The 20186-nt window shown below is 72.9% G+C and carries 18 protein-coding genes; 6 read left to right on the top strand and 12 right to left on the bottom strand.

The window, feature by feature from the left end; all coding sequences use genetic code 11:
• Positions 1-12: 12 nt before the first annotated feature.
• From EDD40_RS13910 to EDD40_RS13895, 4 genes are all read right to left on the bottom strand, one after another.
• Positions 13-2124, bottom strand: a complete 2112-nt coding sequence (locus EDD40_RS13910; RefSeq protein WP_170185071.1) for a 3-hydroxyacyl-CoA dehydrogenase NAD-binding domain-containing protein — start codon at positions 2122-2124, stop codon at positions 13-15.
• Positions 2121-3341: a thiolase family protein gene (locus EDD40_RS13905; protein ID WP_123743280.1), complete on the bottom strand. Its 1221-nt coding sequence runs from the start codon at positions 3339-3341 to the stop codon at positions 2121-2123. The genes EDD40_RS13910 and EDD40_RS13905 overlap by 4 nt, the downstream gene beginning before the upstream one ends.
• Positions 3342-3424: 83 nt before the next feature.
• On the bottom strand, positions 3425-3817 hold the full coding sequence (locus tag EDD40_RS13900; protein WP_246037656.1) for an ABA4-like family protein: 393 nt from the start codon (positions 3815-3817) through the stop codon (positions 3425-3427).
• A 53-nt stretch (positions 3818-3870) separates the two neighbouring features.
• Positions 3871-4785 carry a hypothetical protein gene (locus EDD40_RS13895; protein ID WP_148088797.1) on the bottom strand — a complete coding sequence of 305 codons (915 nt, stop codon included), beginning with the start codon at positions 4783-4785 and terminating at the stop codon, positions 3871-3873.
• A 91-nt stretch (positions 4786-4876) separates the two neighbouring features.
• Here EDD40_RS13895 and EDD40_RS13890 point away from each other — a divergent pair, with 91 nt between their 5' ends.
• Positions 4877-5500: a MerR family transcriptional regulator gene (locus tag EDD40_RS13890; protein ID WP_123743278.1), complete on the top strand. Its 624-nt coding sequence runs from the start codon at positions 4877-4879 to the stop codon at positions 5498-5500.
• A gap of 190 nt (positions 5501-5690) precedes the next feature.
• On the opposite strand, the gene EDD40_RS13885 is transcribed toward EDD40_RS13890, so the two are convergent.
• Both EDD40_RS13885 and EDD40_RS13880 read right to left on the bottom strand, forming a co-directional pair.
• The gene (locus tag EDD40_RS13885) at positions 5691-6935 is read right to left on the bottom strand and encodes a ribonuclease D (RefSeq protein WP_123743277.1); all 1245 of its coding nucleotides are present in this window, start codon (positions 6933-6935) and stop codon (positions 5691-5693) included.
• Between the two features lie 67 nt (positions 6936-7002).
• A complete protein-coding gene (locus EDD40_RS13880; RefSeq protein ID WP_053718177.1) occupies positions 7003-7719 on the bottom strand; it encodes a response regulator in 717 nt (238 codons plus the stop codon).
• 254 nt (positions 7720-7973) lie between these two features.
• Between EDD40_RS13880 and EDD40_RS13875 the strand changes: the two genes are divergently transcribed.
• Positions 7974-9137: a dipeptidase gene (locus tag EDD40_RS13875; protein ID WP_123743276.1), complete on the top strand. Its 1164-nt coding sequence runs from the start codon at positions 7974-7976 to the stop codon at positions 9135-9137.
• A gap of 72 nt (positions 9138-9209) precedes the next feature.
• On the opposite strand, the gene EDD40_RS13870 is transcribed toward EDD40_RS13875, so the two are convergent.
• Entirely contained in the window at positions 9210-9746 is a 537-nt protein-coding gene (locus EDD40_RS13870) for a DUF3000 domain-containing protein (protein WP_123743275.1), read from the bottom strand.
• A 97-nt stretch (positions 9747-9843) separates the two neighbouring features.
• On the opposite strand from EDD40_RS13870, the gene hemE reads away from it, so the two are divergent.
• The 3 genes from hemE to hemQ are packed head-to-tail and all read left to right on the top strand — an operon-like array spanning position 9844 to position 13015.
• Positions 9844-10896, top strand: coding sequence for a uroporphyrinogen decarboxylase (gene hemE, locus EDD40_RS13865; protein ID WP_123743274.1), 1053 nt, complete (start codon positions 9844-9846; stop codon positions 10894-10896).
• Complete coding sequence (hemG, locus tag EDD40_RS13860; RefSeq protein ID WP_123743273.1) at positions 10893-12305, top strand: protoporphyrinogen oxidase; 1413 nt, start codon at positions 10893-10895, stop codon at positions 12303-12305. The genes hemE and hemG overlap by 4 nt, the downstream gene beginning before the upstream one ends.
• Before the next feature lie 17 nt (positions 12306-12322).
• Complete coding sequence (gene hemQ, locus EDD40_RS13855; RefSeq protein ID WP_123743272.1) at positions 12323-13015, top strand: hydrogen peroxide-dependent heme synthase; 693 nt, start codon at positions 12323-12325, stop codon at positions 13013-13015.
• On the opposite strand, the gene EDD40_RS13850 is transcribed toward hemQ, so the two are convergent.
• From EDD40_RS13850 to EDD40_RS41690, 3 genes are read right to left on the bottom strand one after another with little or no spacing between them, the layout of a single operon-like run.
• Complete coding sequence (locus tag EDD40_RS13850; RefSeq protein WP_123743271.1) at positions 12999-13598, bottom strand: hypothetical protein; 600 nt, start codon at positions 13596-13598, stop codon at positions 12999-13001. The two genes, hemQ and EDD40_RS13850, sit on opposite strands and share 17 nt — an antisense overlap.
• A complete protein-coding gene (locus EDD40_RS13845) occupies positions 13598-14422 on the bottom strand; it encodes a WXG100 family type VII secretion target (protein WP_170185070.1) in 825 nt (274 codons plus the stop codon). Before EDD40_RS13845 ends, EDD40_RS13850 begins: the two co-directional genes overlap by 1 nt.
• On the bottom strand, positions 14419-14769 hold the full coding sequence (locus EDD40_RS41690) for a hypothetical protein (protein WP_170185069.1): 351 nt from the start codon (positions 14767-14769) through the stop codon (positions 14419-14421). Before EDD40_RS41690 ends, EDD40_RS13845 begins: the two co-directional genes overlap by 4 nt.
• Before the next feature lie 129 nt (positions 14770-14898).
• On the opposite strand from EDD40_RS41690, the gene EDD40_RS44365 reads away from it, so the two are divergent.
• Positions 14899-15468 carry a YbaB/EbfC family nucleoid-associated protein gene (locus EDD40_RS44365; protein ID WP_123743269.1) on the top strand — a complete coding sequence of 190 codons (570 nt, stop codon included), beginning with the start codon at positions 14899-14901 and terminating at the stop codon, positions 15466-15468.
• A gap of 84 nt (positions 15469-15552) precedes the next feature.
• On the opposite strand, the gene EDD40_RS13835 is transcribed toward EDD40_RS44365, so the two are convergent.
• Both EDD40_RS13835 and EDD40_RS43545 read right to left on the bottom strand, forming a co-directional pair.
• Positions 15553-18756: a S8 family serine peptidase gene (locus EDD40_RS13835; protein WP_246037655.1), complete on the bottom strand. Its 3204-nt coding sequence runs from the start codon at positions 18754-18756 to the stop codon at positions 15553-15555.
• A gap of 276 nt (positions 18757-19032) precedes the next feature.
• Positions 19033-20154: a hypothetical protein gene (locus tag EDD40_RS43545; RefSeq protein WP_246037654.1), complete on the bottom strand. Its 1122-nt coding sequence runs from the start codon at positions 20152-20154 to the stop codon at positions 19033-19035.
• Positions 20155-20186: the final 32 nt, after the last annotated feature.

Genomic DNA, 20186 nt, shown 5'->3' with positions numbered 1-20186 from the left:
GGGTCCGGGGGTCTAGGCAGGCAGGGAGGCGACGCCGGGCGCCAGGAAGCGCTTGCCCGTCACCTTCTCCGAGATGCCCGAACGGTCCAGGTAGGGGGTGATGCCGCCCAGCCAGAACGGCCAGCCGGCGCCCAGGAGCATGCACAGGTCGATGTCCTGCGCCTCCGCGACCACGCCCTCGTCGAGCATGATCCGGATCTCCTCGGCCAACGCCTCCAGCGCCCGCGCGAAGACCTCGTCACCGGTCAGCGGCTGGTCGCCGAACGACCACAGCGCCTGCACCTCGGGGTCGACGCTCTGCTTGCCCGCCGAGTCCCACTGGTACACGGCGGTCTTGCCGGCCTCGACGAACGCCCTCATGTTCTCCGACACGCCGAAGCGGTCGGGGAAGGCGCCGTTCATCGTCTCCGCCACGTGCAGCGCGACGGCCGGGCCGACGAGCTGCAGCAGGATCAGCGGCGACATCGGCAGGCCCAGCGGCTCGGTGGCCTTGTCCGCCACCTCGAACGGCGTGCCCTCGTCGATCGACTTCACGACCTCGCCCATGAAGCGGGTCAGCAGCCGGTTCACCACGAACGCCGGAGCGTCCTTCACCAGCACGGACGACTTCTTCAGCTGCTTGCCCACCGCGAACGCGGTCGCCAGGGTCGCGTCGTCGGTCTGCCCGGCGCGCACGATCTCCAGCAGCGGCATGATCGCGACCGGGTTGAAGAAGTGGAAGCCCACGACCCGCTCGGGGTGCTTGAGGCCCGACGCCATCTCGGTGATCGACAGCGACGACGTGTTGGTCGCCAGCACGGCCTCGGCCGAGACGTGCTCCTCGACCTCGGCGAACACCTTCTGCTTCACGCCGAGGTCCTCGAACACGGCCTCGATGACGAAGTCCGCGTCCGCGAACGCCGCCTTGTCCAACGAGCCGCTCACCAGGGCCTTGAGCCGGTTCGCCTGGTCCGGCGACACCCGCTTCTTGCCCAGCAGCTTGTCGATCTCGCCGTGCACGTACCCGACGCCCTTGTCCACCCGCGCCTGGTCGATGTCGGTGAGCACCACCGGCACCTCCAGCCGCCGCGCGAACAGCAGCGCCATCTGCGACGCCATCAGGCCCGCGCCGACGATGCCGACCTTGGTGACCTTGCGCGCCAGCGACTTGTCCGGCGCGCCCGCGGGCCGCTTGGCCCGCTTCTGCACCAGGTTGAACGAGTACAGCCCGGCCCGCAGCTCGTCGCTCATCACGACGTCCGCCAGCGCCTCGGTCTCCGCCGCGTACCCGGCGTCCAAGTCGTTGGCGCGCGCCAGCTCCAGCAGCTGCAACGCCTTGAGCGCACCCGGCGCCGCGCCCTTGGTCTTGCCGTCGACGATGGCCTTCGCCCGCGCCACGGCCGCGTCCCAGCCCGCGCCGCGGTCGATCTCGCGGCGGGCGGGCACGACGTCGCCGCGCACCACGGAGGCCAGCCACAGCAGCGACTGCTCCAGGTAGTCCGCGGAGTCGAACAGCACGTCCGCGATGCCCAGGTCCAGCGCCTGCTTCGGGTTGAGCATCTTGTTCTGGTTCAACGCGTTCTCGAAGATCACGGTGACCGCGTCGTGCGGGCCGATCAGGTTCGGCAGCAGCTGCGTGCCGCCCCAGCCGGGGAACAGGCCGAGGAACACCTCGGGCAGCGCGATGGCCGCCGCGTTGGACGCCAGCGTCCGGTAGTGGCACGACAGCGCCAGCTCCAGGCCACCGCCCATCACCGCGCCGTTGACGAACGCAAAGGTCGGCACGGAGGACTCGGTGAACTTGCGGAACACGTCGTGCCCGAGCTGCCCGATCGTCACGGCCTGCGAGCGCTCGGAGGCGCCCTCCACGGCCGTCAGGTCGGCGCCCACGGCGAAGACGAACGGCTTGCCGGTGACCGCGATGGCGGCCGGGGAGGCGGCCGCGGCCTCGTCGAACGCCGCGCCCAGGCTGACCAGCGACTGCGGGCCGAACGTGGACGGCCGGGTGTGGTCGTGGCCGTTGTCGATGGTGATGAGGGCGACCTGGCCGTCGACGCCGGGCACCGACACGAACCGGGTGCGGGCGTGGGTCACGACCTCGTCGGGGAACAGGGCCTTGGCCTCGTCGGCGGTCAACGCGGTCACTTGGACTCTCCGTTCCAGTGCGGGTTCTCCCAGATGACGGTCCCGCCCATGCCGATGCCGATGCACATGGTCGTGATGCCGTAGCGCACGTCGGGGCGCTCGGCGAACTGCCGCGACAGCTGGGTCATCAGGCGCACGCCCGAGGACGCGAGCGGGTGGCCGGTGGCGATCGCGCCGCCCCACTGGTTGACCCGCGGGTCGTCGTCGGCGATGCCGAAGTGGTCGAGGAAGGCGAGCACCTGCACGGCGAACGCCTCGTTGATCTCGAACAGGCCGATGTCCTCGATGGACAGGCCCGCGCGCTTGAGGGCCTTCTCGGTGGCCGGCACCGGGCCGACGCCCATGACCTCGGGTTCGACGCCCATGAACGAGTAGCCGACCAGGCGCATGCCGACCGGCAGGCCGAGCTCGCGCGCGGTCTCCTCCTCGGCCAGGATGCAGCCGGTCGCGCCGTCGTTCAGGCCGGCCGCGTTGCCCGCGGTGACCCGGCCGTGCGGGCGGAACGGCGTCTTCAGCTTGGCCAGGTCCTCGACCGTGGTGCCCGGGCGGGGCGGCTCGTCGGCGGTGGCCAGGCCCCAGCCGTGCTCCGCCGAACGGGTCGCGACGGGCACGAACTCCGGGCCGATCTTGCCGTTCTTCACCGCGTCGGCGTACTTGGCCTGCGACGCCGCCGCGAACGCGTCCGTGCGCTCCTTGGTCAGGTGCGGGAACCGGTCGTGCAGGTTCTCCGCCGTCGAGCCCATGACGAGCGCGGACGGGTCCACGATCTTGTCCGACAGGAACCGCGGGTTGGGGTCGACGCCCTCGCCCATCGGGTGACGGCCCATGTGCTCGACACCGCCCGCGATCACCACGTCGTACGCGCCGAACGCGATGCCGCTGGCGGAGGTCGTCACGGCCGTCATCGCGCCCGCGCACATGCGGTCGACGGCGTAGCCGGGCACCGACTTGGGCAGGCCCGCGAGCAGCGCGGCGGTGCGGCCGATGGTGAGGCCCTGGTCGCCGATCTGCGTGGTGGCGGCGATGGCCACCTCGTCGACCCGCTCCGGCGGCAGTTCGGGGTGACGGCGCAGCAGCTCGCGGATCACCTTGACGACCAGGTCGTCGGCACGGGTCTCCGCGAAGATTCCCTTGGGGCCGGCCTTGCCGAACGGCGTGCGCACGCCGTCCACGAAGACCACGTTTCGAACGCGTGCCGGCGCTACTGGTGCGGCCACGGCGTCTCCTCCGCTTGTGGTGACGATTCGCCCGAGCGGTCGGGCGCGACTCCTACCGATCGGTAACACAACTCTAGCCCCTGTTACTGACCGGTAACCACCGTGGTCGCCCTGTCGGGTCGGTCACAGGCCGCCCGGACGGCCAGGAACAGCCCGAACCCGAACGGGGACAGGACGACCGTCAGCACCAGCAGCGGGCCCATGAGCAGCGGGTGCAGCCCCAGGCGGCGGCTCTCCCGGTACATCCACGCGCCGATCAGCAGGTCCCACGCGATCACCTGGGCCCAGACCGCCGAGGCGCCCCACGACGTGGCCAGGAACTCCCGCAGCGTGTCCAGGTCCGGACTGCTCATGGTCGCCCACAACCGCGGCAGGTGCGCGGCGACCAGAACCGCGTAGACGACCAGCGGCGGCACCGCGATCAACGGTGACGAGACGATCCGGCTCGTCACCGGGGCCGTCGGGGCGAAGATCATCAGGCCTCAGAACGGGACGGTGAGCCAGAACGTGAGCTGGAAGAGGAACCCGGTCATGCGCGCACGACCTCCTTCGAGTGGTCGGTCGTGTCGGTCGTCTCGGTGCTGCGCAGGGACTTCGCGATGACCGCGCCGGTCCAGGTCGCCACGGCCAGCGCCCCCAGCGCGGTGAGCGGGTCGGGGCGCGCCGGCGGCTGCCCGCGCAGCGCCTGCCAGGTGAGCAGCGCCAGCAGGCCCGCGTAGCCGATCGTCAGGCCCCCGGCGAGCTTCGGGGTGGCCCGGCGGCCGAACGCCACCACCAGCAGCGGGACGACCTGCAAGGCGTGGATGCCGACGAAGTGCGGGACGCGCAGGTCGCCGCCCGTGGTGGCCCAGCCCGTCAACGCCATCTGCGGGCCGCCGTCGGGCACGCCGACGCTGTGCGCGCCGATGACGCCCCCGTCGTCGTCCTGGCCGGGCGCGGGCGGCGTCATCAGGAAGCCGAGGCCGAGGCCGACGAGCGACAGCAGCAGTCCCAGCCGGATCGCGACGCCCGCCGCGGGGTCGGCGAACCGGGTCAGCGCCAGCACGACGGCGATCACCGCGTGCATCACCCACAGGGTCACGATGGTGACCGCCATGAGGTCCCACAGGCGCTCGTCCAACGGGGTGGCGACGTTGAAGTGGCTCCGCCTGCCGCGGACCACCTGGCCGATGATGACGGCCATCTCGGCGGTGCCGGCGAGCGCGATCACCGTGCCCGCCCACCAGCCGACCCGGCGCAGGCGGGTGGACAGGGTGAGCATCCAGGCGAGCGTGACGCCGTAGAGGGCGAGGGAGAGGCCGAACTTGAGCGGCTTGAACCAGATCGGGGACCCGACCAGAATCCGGTCGTCGAAGATCAGCCCGCCGAGTGAGGCCAGGGTGACGGCGGTCATCAGCAGGGAGAAGAGCATCAGGGGTGGGTGCGGGCGGAGGAAGCGGGTCACGGACGGCTCCTAAGATGGATAGCGGCACTTTCTACTATCGGGTAGCTACAGTATCCATACCGAGGACCGTCCCAGGAAGGGGTCGTGCCCGATGCGCATCGCCGAGTTGAGCCGTCGCAGCGGCGTGCCCGTGCCGACGATCAAGTACTACCTGCGCGAAGGACTGCTCCCGGCCGGAGAGCTGACCAGCCCCAACCAGGCCAGGTACGCCGACGCGCACCTGCACCGGCTGCGGCTCGTGCGGGCGATGGTGGAGCTGGGAGGGCTGTCGATCGCGGCCGTGCGGGAGGTGCTGGGCGCGTTGGACGACCCGGAGAAGTCCCTGCACAAGGCGATGGGCACGATCTCGGCCGCGGTCGCGCCGGCGGACCTGGGCGGCGAGGACGAGGTCGCGCACGAGCAGGTCGAGGCGTTCCTGCGGCGGCAGGGGTGGGTGTGCCGTCCCACGTCCTACGCGTACAAGGCGCTGGTGGGTGTGCTCGCCACGGCGCGCGAGGTCGGGCACGAGCGGTTCGCGGACCTGCTCGACGGGTACGCCGACGCCGCCCGGCCGCTGGCCGAGGCCGACCTGGGGTACGTGCTGGGCGCGGGATCCGAGGACGAGGCGCTGGAGGCCGTCGTCGTGGGGACCGTGCTGGGTGACGCGGCCATGGCCGCCGTGCGCGCCCTCGCCCGCCGTGAACTGTCCGGCACCCGCCAACCGAACGACCCCTGACCGCCGAGAGTCGTCCCTCCACGCCGCGCGTGTCCTACCTCCAGAACGCGCGTGTCCAACGTTCGGAACACCCGAGTTGAACACTCAGCTCAGTCGATCTTGCGCTGAGTGTTCAACTCGGGGTGCGCGAACGTAGGACACGCGCGTTCCGAACGTAGGACACGCGCGGGGTGAAGGGACGACTCTCGGGTTAGGAGGCGGGTGGGGTCAGGGCGGTGGAGAGGGCGGTGGCGGTCAGGGCGACCTGCCAGTTGCGGGCGCCGCCCTCACGCAGGGCGGCGGCCACGCCCTCCGGTGAGGTGTCGGCCGGCGGCTGCCAGCACGTGCGCCGCACGAGGTCGGGCAGCAGCAGGTTCTCCACCGGCAGGGTGTTCGCCTCGGCCACGGCCGTCAGCGCCGTCCTGGCGGCCGCCAGGCGGGCCGCCGCGGCCGGGTCCTTGTCCGCCCACCGGTTGGCCGGTGGCGGGCCGTCGTGCTGCTGTGACGGCTCCGGCAGCTCGTTGCGCGGCAGAGCGGCGGCACGCTGCAACGCGCCCAGCCACACGCCGGCCATCCGCCGCTGCGCCCGTCCCCGGAACACCGGCAACGCCAGCAGCGCGGCCTCGTCGGCGGGGTTCTTCACGGCGGCGTCGACCAGCGCGGCGTCCGGCAGCACCCGGCCCGGCGCGATGTCGCGCTCACGGGCCAGCGCGTCACGCGCCTCCCACAACGCCCGCACCGCGGCCAGCTGTCGCGGACTGCGGATCCGGTGGATGCCCGACGTGCGGCGCCACGGTTCGGCGCGCGGACGCGGCAGGGGCGCCGTGCGGGCCGCCTCGAACTCCTCGAGCGCCCACTCCAGCTTCCCCTGCCGCTTGAGCTCCTGTTCGAGCACGTCACGCAGCTCGACCAGCAGTTCGACGTCGAGGGCGGCGTAGTTCAGCCAATCGGCGGGAAGGGGGCGGCGCGACCAGTCGGCCGCGCCGTGCCCCTTCTCCAACCGGTAGCCCAACAACCGCTCGACGAGCGTGCCCAGCGCCACCCGTTCGAAGCCGGCCAGCCTGCCCGCCAGCTCGGTGTCGAACAACACGCTCGGACGAAGGTCGAGTTCGGCGAGGCACGGCAGGTCTTGCGACGCCGCGTGCAACACCCACTCGGTTCCGTCCAGCGCCTCGACCAGCGGATCGAGTCGACCGCCGAGGGCGATCGGGTCGACCAGCACGGTCCCGGCGCCTTCCCGGCGCAGTTGCACCAGGTAAGCGCGTTGCGAGTAGCGGTATCCCGAGGCTCGCTCGGTGTCCACCGCAACCGGACCCGTCGCTCCGGCGAGCGCATCAGCGGCACGCCGGAGCGACGGTGCGTCGGCGACGACAGGTGGAACGCCGTCAGCGGGTTCCACCAGCGGCACCGGATCAGCACCGGTTGGTTCGGTTGGCTCGTCGGAGGGTACGTCCACGGCGGAAGACCCTACGACGAACGCACCACTCGCGGGTGTGTTCGGCCGGTTCAGTGTGCCGACCTGCTCAGCGGATCACGCCGGCACGCATGGCCAGCGCCACCATCTGAGCCCGATCACCGGTGCCCAGCTTGCGCCCGATCCGCGACAGGTGAGACTTCACCGTGAGCGCGGAAAGGCTGAGCGCTTCGCCGATCTCCTTGTTGCTCTGGCCATCGGCGACCAGCTGCAGGACCTCGACCTCACGCGCGGAAAGCTCCCGCGGCGTGTTGTCGGTGCCCGGCACCCTCGTGCCCGCGGCGAGCACGGGCGCGACGCTCGGGTCTGCGTAGACGCCGCCGTCGAGGACCCTGCGCACCCCGTCGGTGACCACCATCGGCGAGGCGGACTTCAGCAGGTACGCCTGGGCGCCTGCCTGGAAGGCCGACCTGACCGCGTAGGGGTCGTCGGAGGACGCGAGGACCACGATGCGGGGCCAGCCCTGGGCACGGAGTTCCGTGACCAGGTCGATGCCGGTGCCATCCGGCAGACCCAGATCGAGGATCGCGAGGTCGCACGGTCCGGTAGCGAGTGCCCGCGCCCGAGCCTCCGCGACCGAAGCCGCCTCATGCACTGTCCCGGCTCCCATCTGGGTGAGCCGAGCCGATATCGCCTCCCTCAGCAGTGGGTGGTCGTCGACCACCAGCACTGAAAAAAGCTCCTCCCGCGGGTGCGGGACCATGTTCGCCGGCAACGTGCCGGCTGGCGTGGTACGAACGGCCTGACCTAAGCCGACGGCAGCCACGTCACTACCTCCCTGGAGTCGGTCGTGCCCCCCGACCGGCACCGGGACTTTCGGCCAATCAGCCGCGCCACTGATCGACCGAAAGTGGTGTCGTCTGGGGCAGCGTAGCCGCCCAAGCGGGTCTACGGGACGATCAATCGGGTATCTATCCCGAATGAGTTGTCACTGATGGCCCCCGCTGTCACACGATCGGCTGACAACTCGATCGGGCACGTAACGCGAGCGGTTCTCACGACGACATCAAGGAGTTGCGGGTGGCGAGCACCACAGGTCGAGGCCGGGCCGAGGAACTGCTGGCCCGGGTGCCCCTCGTCGACGGGCACAACGACCTGCCGTGGGCGCTGCGCGATCTCGTCGCCTCGGGGCAATTCGGTGAAAAGTCAACGGCCGGTGATCCGGTCTCGTCTGTCTCAACCGTCGACCTGACGGTCCGGCAGCCCGCCCTGCAGACCGACCTGGCGCGGGCGCGCGAGGGCCGGTTGGGCGTGCAGTTCTGGTCCGTCTGGGTGCCCTGCCGGCTGGCGGGCGACGCAGCCGTCACCGCCGTGCTGGAGCAGGTCGACCTGGTGCACGACCTCGCCGCGCGCTACCCCGACCACCTGCGCATCGCGACCACCGCCGACGAGGCTGAACGGGCCTTCCGGGACGGGCGGATAGCCTCCCTGATCGGCGCGGAGGGCGGACACAGCATCAACGGGTCGTTGGGCGTGTTGCGCGCGCTGCGGCGGCTCGGCGTGCGCTACATGACGCTCACCCACAACGAGAACACGCCGTGGGCGGACTCGGCGACCGACGAGCCGGTGCACGGCGGGCTGACCGATTTCGGGCGCGACGTGGTGCGCGAGATGAACCGCATCGGGATGCTGGTCGACCTGTCGCACGTCGCGCCGTCCACCATGCGGGACGCCCTGGAGGTCTCCGCGCGGCCGGTGGTCTTCAGCCACTCGTCGTGCCGCGCGGTCGCCGACCACCCCCGCAACGTGCCCGACGACGTGCTGGCGCGCCTCAGGGACAACGACGGCGTGTGCATGGTGACGTTCGTGCCGCACTTCCTGTCGCAGGCCTACGTCGACTGGGACGCCCGGCTCCGGGAGGCGATGGAGGCGGCGGGGGAGAACCACAACGACCTCGACGCCCGCCACCGGTTCGCGGACTCGTGGCCGGACGCCGGCCCGACACCCCGCGTGACCGTGGACGACGTCGTCGCCCACCTGGAGCACGCCCGGGAGGTGGCCGGCATCGACCACATCGGCCTGGGCGGCGACTACGACGGGACGCGCGCCCTGCCGGAGGGCATGGAGGACGTCTCCCGCTACCCGGACCTGGTCGGGGCCCTGCTGGACCGGGGGTGGAGCGAGGACGACTGCGCCAAGCTCGCCGGCCTCAACGCCCTGCGGGTGCTCCGCGCGAACGACTGACGGGCACGAGCCGGGCGTGGTCGAGCGCGGCCCGCGCACGACCGTCCGGGCGCGCGGTGGAGGAGGACCCGGTCAGCGGAGCGTGGTCACACCGACCGGGGGCAGGCCCACGGCGGTCGCCATGACGTCGAAGAAGGCCGTGCCGTGGGCGGCCAGGTCGGCGGTCCGGGCGGTCCAGGAGGCGCGCAGCTCCAGGTCGTCCGTGCGGGCCGGGCCGGCGATGTCGCCGAACCTCGCCGACGACGTCTGCGTGACGGTCCCGCCCAGCGCCAGGAACTCCGCCTCGGCCACCTCCAGCGCCTCCACCAGCCACGACCAGCCCACCTCGGGCAGCAGGGGGTCGGCGGCCAGTTCCGCGTCCAGCTCCACCCGCACGTAGGCGACCAGCCGGAACACGCCCGACCACGCCTCGACCCCGTCCGGGTCGTGCAGCAGCACCAGCCGTCCCGTGGACAGCTCGTCGGCCGGCCCCGTCACCTCCGCGGTCACCGCGAAGGACCAAGGCGCCAGCCGTTGCGGCGGGCGCACCTCGGTCAACTCCAGTTCGGGCCGGGTTCGCACCGACCGCAGCGTCGCCACCGCCCGCTGGAACAGTTCGGGCTCCGTCACACCACGGACTGTAGGCCCCTAAACCTCGGAACGTGAGCGCGGCACGCCGTGCCTGAAGACGCCGCCCGAAGACGTCCCCGGCCCAGCCCGTGGGACGATGGAGGGCGAGATGAACGACATCACCGAAGCCCCGTTGCTCGTCGCCGCGCGCGGCGGCAGGCCGTCACGCACCCCGGTCTGGTTCATGCGCCAGGCGGGCCGCTCGCTGCCGGAGTACCGCAAGCTGCGCGAAGGCACCGCGATGCTGGACGCCTGCATGGACCCGGGGATGGTCTGCGAGATCACCCTCCAGCCGGTGCGCCGCCACGACGTGGACGGCGCGATCCTGTTCTCCGACATCGTCGTGCCGCTCAAGGCCGCCGGCGTGGACCTGGACATCGTGCCGGGCACCGGCCCGGTGGTGGCCAAGCCGATCTCGACGGAGTCCGACGTCAAAGCCATCCCGGAGCTGCACGAGGAGCAGGTGCGCCCGGTGGCCGACGCGATCGGGCTGCTCAACGCCGAGCTCGGGGACGTGCCGCTGATCGGTTTCGCCGGCGCGCCGTTCACCCTGGCCTCGTACCTGGTCGAGGGCGGCCCGAGCAAGCACCACGAGCGCACCAAGGCCCTCATGCACGGCGACCCGCACCTGTGGCACGCGCTGCTGGACCGGCTGGCGGACATCACCGCCGAGTTCCTGCGGGTGCAGGTGCGCGCGGGCGTGAAGGCGGTCCAGCTGTTCGACTCGTGGGCGGGCGCGCTGTCCGAGCGCGACTACCGCGAGTTCGTGCTGCCGCACTCCACCAGGGTGCTGCGGAGCGTCGAGGGCGTGCCGCGCATCCACTTCGGCGTCGGCACGGGCGAGCTGCTGCCCGCGATGCGCGAGGCCGGCGCGGACGTGGTCGGCGTCGACTGGCGCACACCGCTGGACGTGGCGGTCGAGCGGTTGCAGCGGGCCGCGCCGGACCTGCCGAAACCGGTGGTGCAGGGCAACCTCGACCCGGCGCTGCTGTTCGCCGGCCTGCCCGCGCTGGAGCGGGAGGTCGAGCGGATCAAGCGCGAGGGCCGGGCCGCCGCCGGGCACATCTTCAACCTGGGTCACGGCGTGCTGCCGGACACCGACCCGGACGTGATCACCCGGGCCGTCGAGCTGGTGCACCGGTCCGCATGAGCGCGCCGCGGGTGGCGGTGGTCGGCGGCGGGATCTCCGGCCTCGCCGCCGCGCACCGCCTGCGCCGGCTGCTCGGTCCGCGCGCCGAGATCACCGTGGTCGAGCAGGCCGAGCGGCTGGGCGGCAAGCTGCGCACCGCCGAGGTCGGCGGGCGCGCCTACGACGTGGGCGCGGAGGCGTTCCTGCACCGCCGCCCCGAGGCCACCGGGCTGATCACCGAGCTGGGCCTGGCCGACGGCCTGGTCCACCCGACGGCCGCGCGGGCGAGCGTGCACGCCGCCGGCGACACGCGGCCCATCCCCGGGCACACCCTGATGGGTGTCCCCGCGTCGGTCGACGCCGTGCGCGAGGTGTTGTCGCACGAGGGCCTGCGCCGGGTCGCCGCCGAACCGGACCTGCCGCCGATCCGGCTGGACGGCGCGGACGTGTCCGTGGGCGCGCTGCTGCGCGAGCGGTTCGGGCCCGAGGTGGGCGACCGCCTGGTCGGACCGCTGCTCGGCGGGGTCTACGCGGGCCGCACCGAGGTGCTCGGGCTGCGCGCCACCATGCCGCAGCTGGCCCGCGCGCTCGACTCGGGCGTCGGGTCGCTGCTGGCCGCCGCCGCGACCGCGGTCCCCGCGCCACCCCGGCCGGGGGTCGCCCGACCGCCGGTCTTCGGGACGCTGCGTGACGGCCTGTCGACGGTGGTCGACCGCCTGGCGGACGCGGCCGAGATCCGGCTCGGCCTGCCGGTGCGCGCCCTGGTCCGCCGCGAGCACGGCTGGCGGCTGGAGATCGGCTCCGCCGCCGCGCCGGCGCACCTGGACGTGGACGGCGTGGTCCTCGCCGTGCCCGCGCCCGCCGCGCGCAAGCTGCTCGCCGACGTCGCGCCCGCCGCGTCCCGCCGCTACGGCGAGGTCGAGCTGGCGTCGATGGCGGTGGTCGCGCTGGCCCTGCCGCCCGGCACGGAGCTGCCCGAGCGGTCCGGCGTGCTGCTGGCCGAGGACGAGCGGGCCGCCGACGGCGTGCCGTTCACCGCGAAGGCGTTCACCTTCTCCAGCCGCAAGTGGGCGCACCTGGCCGGCGAGCCCGTGCTGGTGCGCGGCAGCGTCGGCAGGCACGGCGAGGCGCACCTGGTGCAGCGCGACGACGACGAGCTGGTCGCGGCCGTCCGGCACGACCTGCGCGAGCTGACCGGCGTCACGGCCCGGCCGATCGACACCGCAGTCACCCGATGGGGTGGCGGTCTGCCCCAGTACGGCGTGGGCCACCTGGACCTCGTCCGGGACATCGAGGACGCGGTCGCCGCCCTGCCCGGCCTGGCCGTGGCGGGCGCCACGCTGCACGGCGTCGGCATCCCCGCGTGCATCGCCACGGGCGACGCGGCGGCCGCCCGTGTCGCCACTCACGTCCTCGGCGATGTCCGCTGAGTGAGAGGATTGGGGCCATGGCCCGCCTGAACTACAACGAACTCAACGACACCATCCGCTACACCATGTGGTCGGTCTTCCGGGTCGAGCCCGGTCGCCTGCCCGACGACCGCGGCCCGGCCGCCGCCGAGGCGCAGGAGTACCTGGACGGCCTGGAGGCCAAGGGCGTCGTGGTGCGCGGCGTGTACGACGTGGCGGGCCTGCGCGCGGACGCCGACTACCTGATCTGGTGGCACGCCGAGGAGATCGAGCAGGTCCAGCAGGCCTACTCCGGGTTCCGCCGCACCGCCGTGGGCCGCGTGTCCACCCCGGTGTGGAGCCAGGTCGCGCTGCACCGGCCCGCCGAGTTCAACCGCAGCCACATCCCGGCGTTCCTGGCGGGCGAGGAAGCGCGCAAGTACGTGTGCGTGTACCCGTTCGTGCGGTCCTACGAGTGGTACCTGCTGCCGGAGGAGGACCGCCGCCGCATGCTCGCCGACCACGGCAAGGAGGCGCGGGACTACCCGGACGTGCGGGCGAACACGGTCGCGTCGTTCGCGCTGGGCGACTACGAGTGGATGCTGGCGTTCGAGGCCGACGAGCTGCACCGCATCGTCGACCTCATGCGGCACCTGCGCGGCACGGAGGCGCGTCGCCACGTGCGCGAGGAGGTCCCGTTCTACACCGGCACCCGCGTGCCGGCCGCCGAGCTGGTCACGAACCTGCCGTAAGGGCGGCGACGACGCGCTTGGCGTGCGCGCTGCCCACGTGGGAGCCGAACGTGCCGAGCACGATCCACGAGCCGTCGGCGAAGACCAGGCCGAACCGTCCCCGCGCGAGCAGCCGGGGGCGGCGCCTGGCCGCCACCACGGCGTCACGCGGCATCGCCCAGGTCACCCGCATCCGGTCGTCGACGTCGACGAGGGCGACGACCCGCTGCGCCGTGACGGCGAAGAAGCTGTGCCCGGTGGCCACCGCTTCGAGCTGCCTGGCCGACGACCCGGCCGGGCCGAAGCAGGTGCGCCCGCCGATCCAGCTCTCCGGGAAGTCGCTCGGCAGGTCCACCGACGGCGACGCGAACGCCACCCCGCCGACACCGGCCAACGCCTTGCCGACCCAGCCCTTCGGCTCGGGCACGGCCCGGTTCACCCGGTCGGCGAGCCGGCCCGCGGGCGTGGTCCAGAAGTCCGGTTCGGCCCCGCCGCGCGCGCCGTAGGCCACGCCGACGGACGTGATCGCGAGCAGGGCCTCACCGGGGGCCAACGCGCGGCGCGCGTCGTCCCCCCACACCTCCAGGTCGTCGACCAGCGGCATCAGTCGTCGTCGGTGGCGTAGTCGTAGACGTCCTTGCCCATGTTGAACAGGCCGCCCGCGGGCCCGCCCGGCACCGACTCGCCCAGCGCCTGGCCCAGCGGGATGCGCACCGGCGCGGTGTAGATCGACTTGGCCACGCCGAGCGCGATGCCTTCCTTGCTGAACGTGCCCGCGGCCTTCTTCAGGGCCTTGATCGCCTTCAGCCCCGCCTTGTACGCCTTGGCGGCCTCGGCCAGCTTGCGCAGCATGTTCGACAGCTTCATCAGCAGGTCGGCGAGCTTCTTCACGATCTTGAAGACCTTGCCGAGGGTGGCCGCGGCCTTGGCGGCGGCCGCGGCGGCGCCGGCGGCCAGCGACGCGCCGAAGCTGACCACCGAGAGCGCGAGGCTCACCAGCAGGTCGGTCACCAGCATCATGATCAGGTCGATGACGAGGTCGATGATCAGGTTCGCCGAGTCGACGCAGCCCTTGGCGGCCTCGACCAGCATCCCGGACGTGTCCTGCACGTTCTGGGCGAGCTGGTCGATCTGCTCTTCGATCTCGGTCAGCCTGCCGTTGAACTTGTCCGCCGCCGGGCCCTGCCACACGCCGCTGACGGTCTGCCGCGCGCTCGCCTCGTCCGACACGATCGAGCGGATGTCGGTGGCGGCCTTCTCCCACGCGTCGGCCGCGCGGATCAGGTCGTCCGGGTCGCCCGCGACCCAGTCGATGGCCTCCAGGAACGGGTTGAGCAACGGCCGGATGATGCCCTGGATCGGACCGGGGCAGCCGTTCAGGAAAGTCTCGATCTTGTTGTTGACCTCGACGGTCGTGCTGGGACTCATCCGCCCACCTTCGGAATCGTCAGCCCTTCGAGGCCCTGGACGATGTCGGTGAGGATCTCGCCGATCCCACCGTCGACGCCCTGGTAGTCCTCGGCGGTGTCGCGCACCGATTCGGCGATGTCCCGCATCGCCTCGGCGCATTCCTTGAGATCGTTCATGGTCGAGGTCACGCGTTCCTCGTAGGAGGCGTGGATGTCGCCGCTGGACGGCATCTTGCCGAACGACTCGCGGCCGACCTTCGCGGCCTCCAACGCGGCCATGACCTGGTCGAACCGGTCTCCCCGGCGGACCGACGTGCCCGCGAACTCCAGGATGCCGTCGAGCCTGACGTCGAACTTCGCCGTCATCGCGCCACCTCCCCGATACCGACCACTCGGACGGTCGCGGTCACGTCCTGGTTCCACCGGATCGCGAATTGCGCCGCCGTTCGGTGCACTAGCCTGCGGCAGACAGTAGTACAGCGGATCGGGGGCGCGATGCGGGAAGACCTGGAACAGAAGCTGGCGCGGATCACCGAACTCGCCGAGCAGAAGCAGCAGCAGGCGGGCGAGCTGCAGGGGCAGCTGGCCGGGCTGCGGGTGACCAGGAAGTCCGGTGACGGGCTGCTGACCGCGACCGTGACCGCGAACGGCCAGCTGGTCGACCTGCGCATCGACGAACGGGCCCTGCGCAACGGCCGCGAACTGGCGGCGAACCTGCTGAACCTGGTGTTCCAGGCGTCGGCGGAGGCGTCGAAGCAGGTGCAGGCGCTGGCCGCGCCGCTGCTGGAGGACAGCTCGATCGACCCGTCCGAGCTCGGCCTCGGCCCGACGCCGCCGGTGCTGCCGAGCGCGCCGGGGATGCCCGGACCGGGTGGACCGGGCGCGCCGGGTGGGCCCCGGCCGCACGAGCAGCCGCCGCAGACGTTCCAGCAGCCGGTGCGGAACTACCCGCAGCCGCCGCCCCCGCCGCAGACGTTCCAGCAGCCGCCGCCGCCCGCGCGCCGCCCGCCGGTGGACGACGACCCGGACGAGGGCGGCTCGATCTTCCGCAAGGACACGTGGTGACCCGGTAGGCCCGGATCACGGTGTGCTCGAACGCGTCCCCTTCGTCGCCGGGAGAAGGGGGCGCCCGCGGGCGCCCCCTTCCGCCTAACCGATCTTGTAAGCGCGGATCACGGTCTGCTCGAACGTGTTGCCCGAGCTGTCCGAGCCCTTGACGCGCAGCGACGCGTGCCCGGCGGTGGCGGGGTTGCGCACGAAGGCGGTGCGCCCGACCACGGCCGCCGACGACCACGACCCGCCGTCGTCGAAGGACACCTCGACCCGGACCCGGCCGACCCGGCCGTTGGCCGCGCCCTGCTGCTGCTCGACCACGAACGGCACCCGCAGCACCCGGCCGGCGGGCGCGGCGCCGGTCGCGTCGAGCGCGGGGGCGAACCGGACCGCGGTCAACGGCAGCGGCTTGGCCTGGTCACCCGGCGCGGTGTCCGAGCGGAACGTCCACGCGCCGCTGACCGCCGAGGTGAACTCGGAGACTCCCGGCGCGCGCACGGCCTGCGTTTCGAGGCGGAAGCCGGCCGCGCCCGGCGGCACGGTGAACCGGCCGGTGGCCGGCTGGTCCGTCTCGCCGACCACGACCCCGTCGCGCAGCAACGCGGTGCGGGCCGACGACGTCAGCGACCGGCCGAGGTTGCCGTCCCGGTCGCCGAACAGGGGCAGCGAGAAGTCGACCACGTCACCCGTCCTGGACAGGTACGGGAACCGGACGACGGGCACGGCCGGTCCGAACACCGGGTGGTTGAACCGCTCCCGGTGCGTGCGCCCCGGCCGGTAGGCGCGCAGCGTCGAGTCGAGCTGGGCCTCGATCCCGCCCTCGCCGAACTGCGCGAGCGACCACGCCCACCCGACGCCCGACGGCGTGCCGACGTAGTCGATGGCCTTGCCCGGCGACGTCACCGGCGTGTCGAGGTTGATCCCGCCCAGCGCGTTGTGCAGCACGGGGAAGCCGGCGTGGCGGTGCTCCTTGCCCGCCGGACCGGGGCCGAAGTCCGTCCGCACCTCGGCCAGGTCCCGCTTGGTCGGCGCGCGGACGAGCCCGGTGGGCACCTTGCCGTGCTCGGTCCACGCGAGCCGGTAGGTCACCGGCGTCGTGCCGACCGGCGTGCCGGCGGCCTGCGTGCCCAGCATCACGGTCAGGTCGGCGGCGGGCAGCTCGGGGCCGAGGTGCCCGATCGACGTGTCGCCGAAGCCGCCCGCGACGCCCGTGCCGATGGCCGTGATCAGCCGGCCGTCCCTGCTGCGGGTGATCAGCAGGTCGCCGAACGACGGTTCCGCCTTCGGGTCGGGGAACGTGATGGAGATCGGTTTCGCCTTGCGCGCGTCCGCGGTGACCGAGGTGGTGTCGCGGCCGACGCGCAGGCTCGGCTGCGGCAGCACGGCGTTCTTCGTGCCGTTGGTCAGCACCTCGGTCACGACCAGGTACTCGCCGACGGGCAGCCGGGCGGAGGCCTTGCCGCCGGAGCCGCTCGGGAACACGGCCGTGTTGTCGTCGAGGCCGATCACGAACGCGAAGTAGTCGACCGCGGGCCGGCCTTCCGCGTCGATGAAGTCGAACGTGACGTCGTAGCTCTCGACCTCGCGGTGCACGCCGATCGGCACGCGCAGTCGGACGGCGCCGCCGGCGGTGGCGACGACGGTGCCGCTGTACGCGCCGTCCGCGGTCGCCGCCTTGGTGTCGGCGGTGACGGTGGCCTTGGCCTCGCCGCCCGCCGGCACGGTGAGCGTGGCGGGGCTGACGGTGAACACGCCGGGCGGCACGGGTGCGCCGCCGGGGCCCTTGGCGTCGATGGCGAGGTCGAGCGTGACCGGCTGCGCGCCGGTGTTGCGGACGGCGAACTCCTTGCTGGTCGCGACGTCGTCCTCGTGCGGCCACGCCTGCACGCCGAGCGCGAGCGACGGCGGGTCGGCCATCACCGTGGTGGTGATGGCCCTGGTCAGGTCGACGCGGCCGGTGCCCTGGTCGAACGCGGTGAGCGCGGGGTTGTTCTTGGCCGAGGCCATGAGGGCGGCCTTGATCTGGGCGCCGGTCCAGTCGGGGTGTTGTTGGGCGACCAGCGCCGCCGCGCCCGCGACGTGCGGGGTGGCCATCGAGGTGCCGGACACGGAGACGTGCCGGTCGTCCACCGGGGTGCCGATCTGGCCGGTGCCGGACTTGGCCGCGACGATGTCCACGCCGGGCGCGGTGATGTCCGGCCTGGGCGCCCCGTCGCCGACGCGGGGACCGCGGCTGGAGAAGTCCGCGATGTCGTCGTCCCGCCCGACCGCGCCGACGGCGAGCGCCGCGTCCGCGCTGGCCGGCGAGCTGAGCGTGCCGGGAGCGCCGGAGTTGCCCGCGGCCACCACGAACAGCGTGCCGGTCTGCGCCGACAGCGTCTCGACCGCCTGCTCCAGCGGGTCGACGTCCGGGGTGTCCCGGCCGCCCAGGCTCATGTTGATCACGTCCGCGCCCTGCTCGGCGGCCCACCGCATGCCGTCGACGATCCAGGACTCGGCGCAGTTCAGGGAGCACACCTTGCCGTCGAGGATCTGCGCGTCCGGCGCGACGCCCCGGTACTCCGCGCCGGCGCTGGCGACCGTGGCGGCGACGTGCGTGCCGTGGCCGACCAGGTCGCTGTTGTCGGGGTCCTCGGTGAAGTTGCGCTCGAGGACCTCGCGGCCCGCCAGGTCGGGGTGCGTCTGGTCGACGCCGCTGTCGAGCACGGCGACCTTCACGCCCTTGCCGGTGTACCCGGCCTGCCACGCGGTCGGCGCGCCGATCTGCGCGACGGAGCGGTCGAGGCCGGGTGTGCGGATGCCGTCCAGCCAGACCTTCCGCACGCCCGGGTCGTTCACCAGGCCCTGGAACACCGCCGCCGTGTCGGCCTTCGCGGTGCGCGCGGCCACCGAACCGATGGTGGGCAGCGCGCGGGTGACCTGGACGCCGCCGGTGCGCGGCTGGTCGCCGGCGATGATCAGCGGCACGGTGTCGCGGCGCGCGTCGTCGTAGCCCGCCTCGACCAGCCCGGTGACGTCGAACAGGCGCAGGTCCAGCTTGCCGTCGGCCAGCGGCCGGGCGGCGTCGCGCGGGACGACGTGCAGCCGGCCGGCCCGCAGGAACCGGTGGAACGTGATGCCGTCGCGGTCCGGGCCCGGCGTGACCGACAGGAGCGAGTCACCGGCGACGACGACCCGGTCACCGGTGACCAGGGTGACGGTGTGCCGCTCGCCGCCGGTAGAGCCCGGTTGTGCCGACGGCGGTAGCGGTTCGGGCGACGCGATGGCCGTCGCGGCGCCGGCGGTCAGCCCGACCGCCAACAGCGCGGCCCCCCAAGCGACACCGCGCCTTCGTGGTCCTGGATTCAACGCAGATACCTCCCGAATCTGGTTGAGCGCGTCGCGAGAACGCGCCTGCGGGAGGCGAGGCGAGAGCGGTGAACCCGAACAGGCGCCACCCCCCGGCACTTCGACGCTATCCAGTCGGGGGACCGGATTCAGCGGCCCAACGCGGTGCACGGGGGCCGCCGGGCAGCCCAACGGGCGTTGCTCGCCGGGAGGGGCGCCCGCCGGTCGCGAACGCCCCTCCCGACCCGATCAGGCGATCTTGTACGCCCGGATCACGGTGTGCTCCAAGGCGTTGCCGTCGCTGTCGGTCGCCTTCACCCGGATCGAGCCGTAACCGGCCGCGCCCGGGTTCGCGATGGTGGCGACACCGCCCGACACCGGGGCCGCGGTCCAGGTCGCGCCGTCGTCGAAGGACACCTCGACGTCGATCCGGTCGACCCGGCCGTTGGCCGCGCCCTCCTGCTGCTGCACGGTCAGCGGCACGCGCAGGGACCGGCCCTTCGGCGTCGCGCCGCCCGCGTCCAGCTCGGGCGTGAACCGCACCACCGACAGCGGCAGCGGCACGTACCGGTCGTCGGCCGCCGTGTCCGAGCGGAACGTCCACGCGGCGCTCACCTTCGTGGCGAACTCCGAGGTGCCGGCCGTCCGCACCGCGTCGGTCTCCACCCGGTAGACCGCCGCGCCCGACGGCACCTCGAACAGCCCGTTGGCCGCGTACGGCGTCTCGCCGACCTTCGTGCCGTCGCGCAGCAGCGTGGTCCGGGCCGACGACACCGCCGCGTTGCCGCCGTTGCCCGCCCGGTCGGTGAACAGCGGCACCGCGAAGCTGATCTCGTCGCCGCTGCGCGCCAGGTACGGCGACCGCGACTCGGGCAGCGCGGGGGAGAACACCGGGTCGTTGAACCGCTCGTCGTGCGCGGCGCCCCGCTGGTAGGTGCGCTCCGGCGAGGTGAGCGTCGCCTCGACCGCGCCGTCCGCGCCGAACTGGAGGAAGCCCCACGACCACGCGAGGTCCGCGGTGACCCGGTCGACCGCCTCGCCGGGCGAGGCCACGGACGGCAGCCACGACCAGCCGCCGACGCCGCCCGCGGTGATCGGGTTGCCGCCGTGGCCGAACGTGCGGCCCGCCGGCCCGGGACCGAACGTCGTCCGCACCTCGGCCAGCTCGCTCGCGGCGACGTCCTTGACGAACCCGACCGGCATGCTGCCCTGCCGCGTCCAGGCCAGCCGGTAGGTCACCGGCGCGTCGCCGTCGGGCGTGCCGCGGAACTGCGCGCCCAGCAACGCGGTCAGGTCGCCCGCCGCCAGCTCCGGTCCGACGTGCGCGATGGACACGTTCGGACCGAAACCGCCGAGGAACGCGGTGCTCACGCCGGCCTGCCGGTCGCCGTGGGGCGCGCACC

It is taken from the genome of Saccharothrix texasensis (assembly GCF_003752005.1).
GTDB lineage: Bacteria > Actinomycetota > Actinomycetes > Mycobacteriales > Pseudonocardiaceae > Actinosynnema > Actinosynnema texasense.
The sequence above is the reverse complement of the archived record's forward strand: the minus strand, read 5'-3'. Positions and strand labels throughout refer to the sequence as shown.

Excerpts from the sequence above, each read along its gene's own strand:
- hemQ (WP_123743272.1), top strand. The coding sequence starts at position 12,323 with ATGGCCCGCCTGAACTACAACGAACTCAACGACACCATCCGCTACACC.
- hemG (WP_123743273.1), top strand. The coding sequence starts at position 10,893 with ATGAGCGCGCCGCGGGTGGCGGTGGTCGGCGGCGGGATCTCCGGCCTC.
- EDD40_RS44365 (WP_123743269.1), top strand. The coding sequence starts at position 14,899 with ATGCGGGAAGACCTGGAACAGAAGCTGGCGCGGATCACCGAACTCGCC.
- EDD40_RS13850 (WP_123743271.1), bottom strand. The coding sequence starts at position 13,598 with ATGCCGCTGGTCGACGACCTGGAGGTGTGGGGGGACGACGCGCGCCGC.
- EDD40_RS13845 (WP_170185070.1), bottom strand. The coding sequence starts at position 14,422 with ATGAGTCCCAGCACGACCGTCGAGGTCAACAACAAGATCGAGACTTTC.
- EDD40_RS13890 (WP_123743278.1), top strand. The coding sequence starts at position 4,877 with ATGCGCATCGCCGAGTTGAGCCGTCGCAGCGGCGTGCCCGTGCCGACG.
- EDD40_RS13900 (WP_246037656.1), bottom strand. The coding sequence starts at position 3,817 with ATGATCTTCGCCCCGACGGCCCCGGTGACGAGCCGGATCGTCTCGTCA.
- EDD40_RS41690 (WP_170185069.1), bottom strand. The coding sequence starts at position 14,769 with ATGACGGCGAAGTTCGACGTCAGGCTCGACGGCATCCTGGAGTTCGCG.
- hemE (WP_123743274.1), top strand. The coding sequence starts at position 9,844 with ATGGAGGGCGAGATGAACGACATCACCGAAGCCCCGTTGCTCGTCGCC.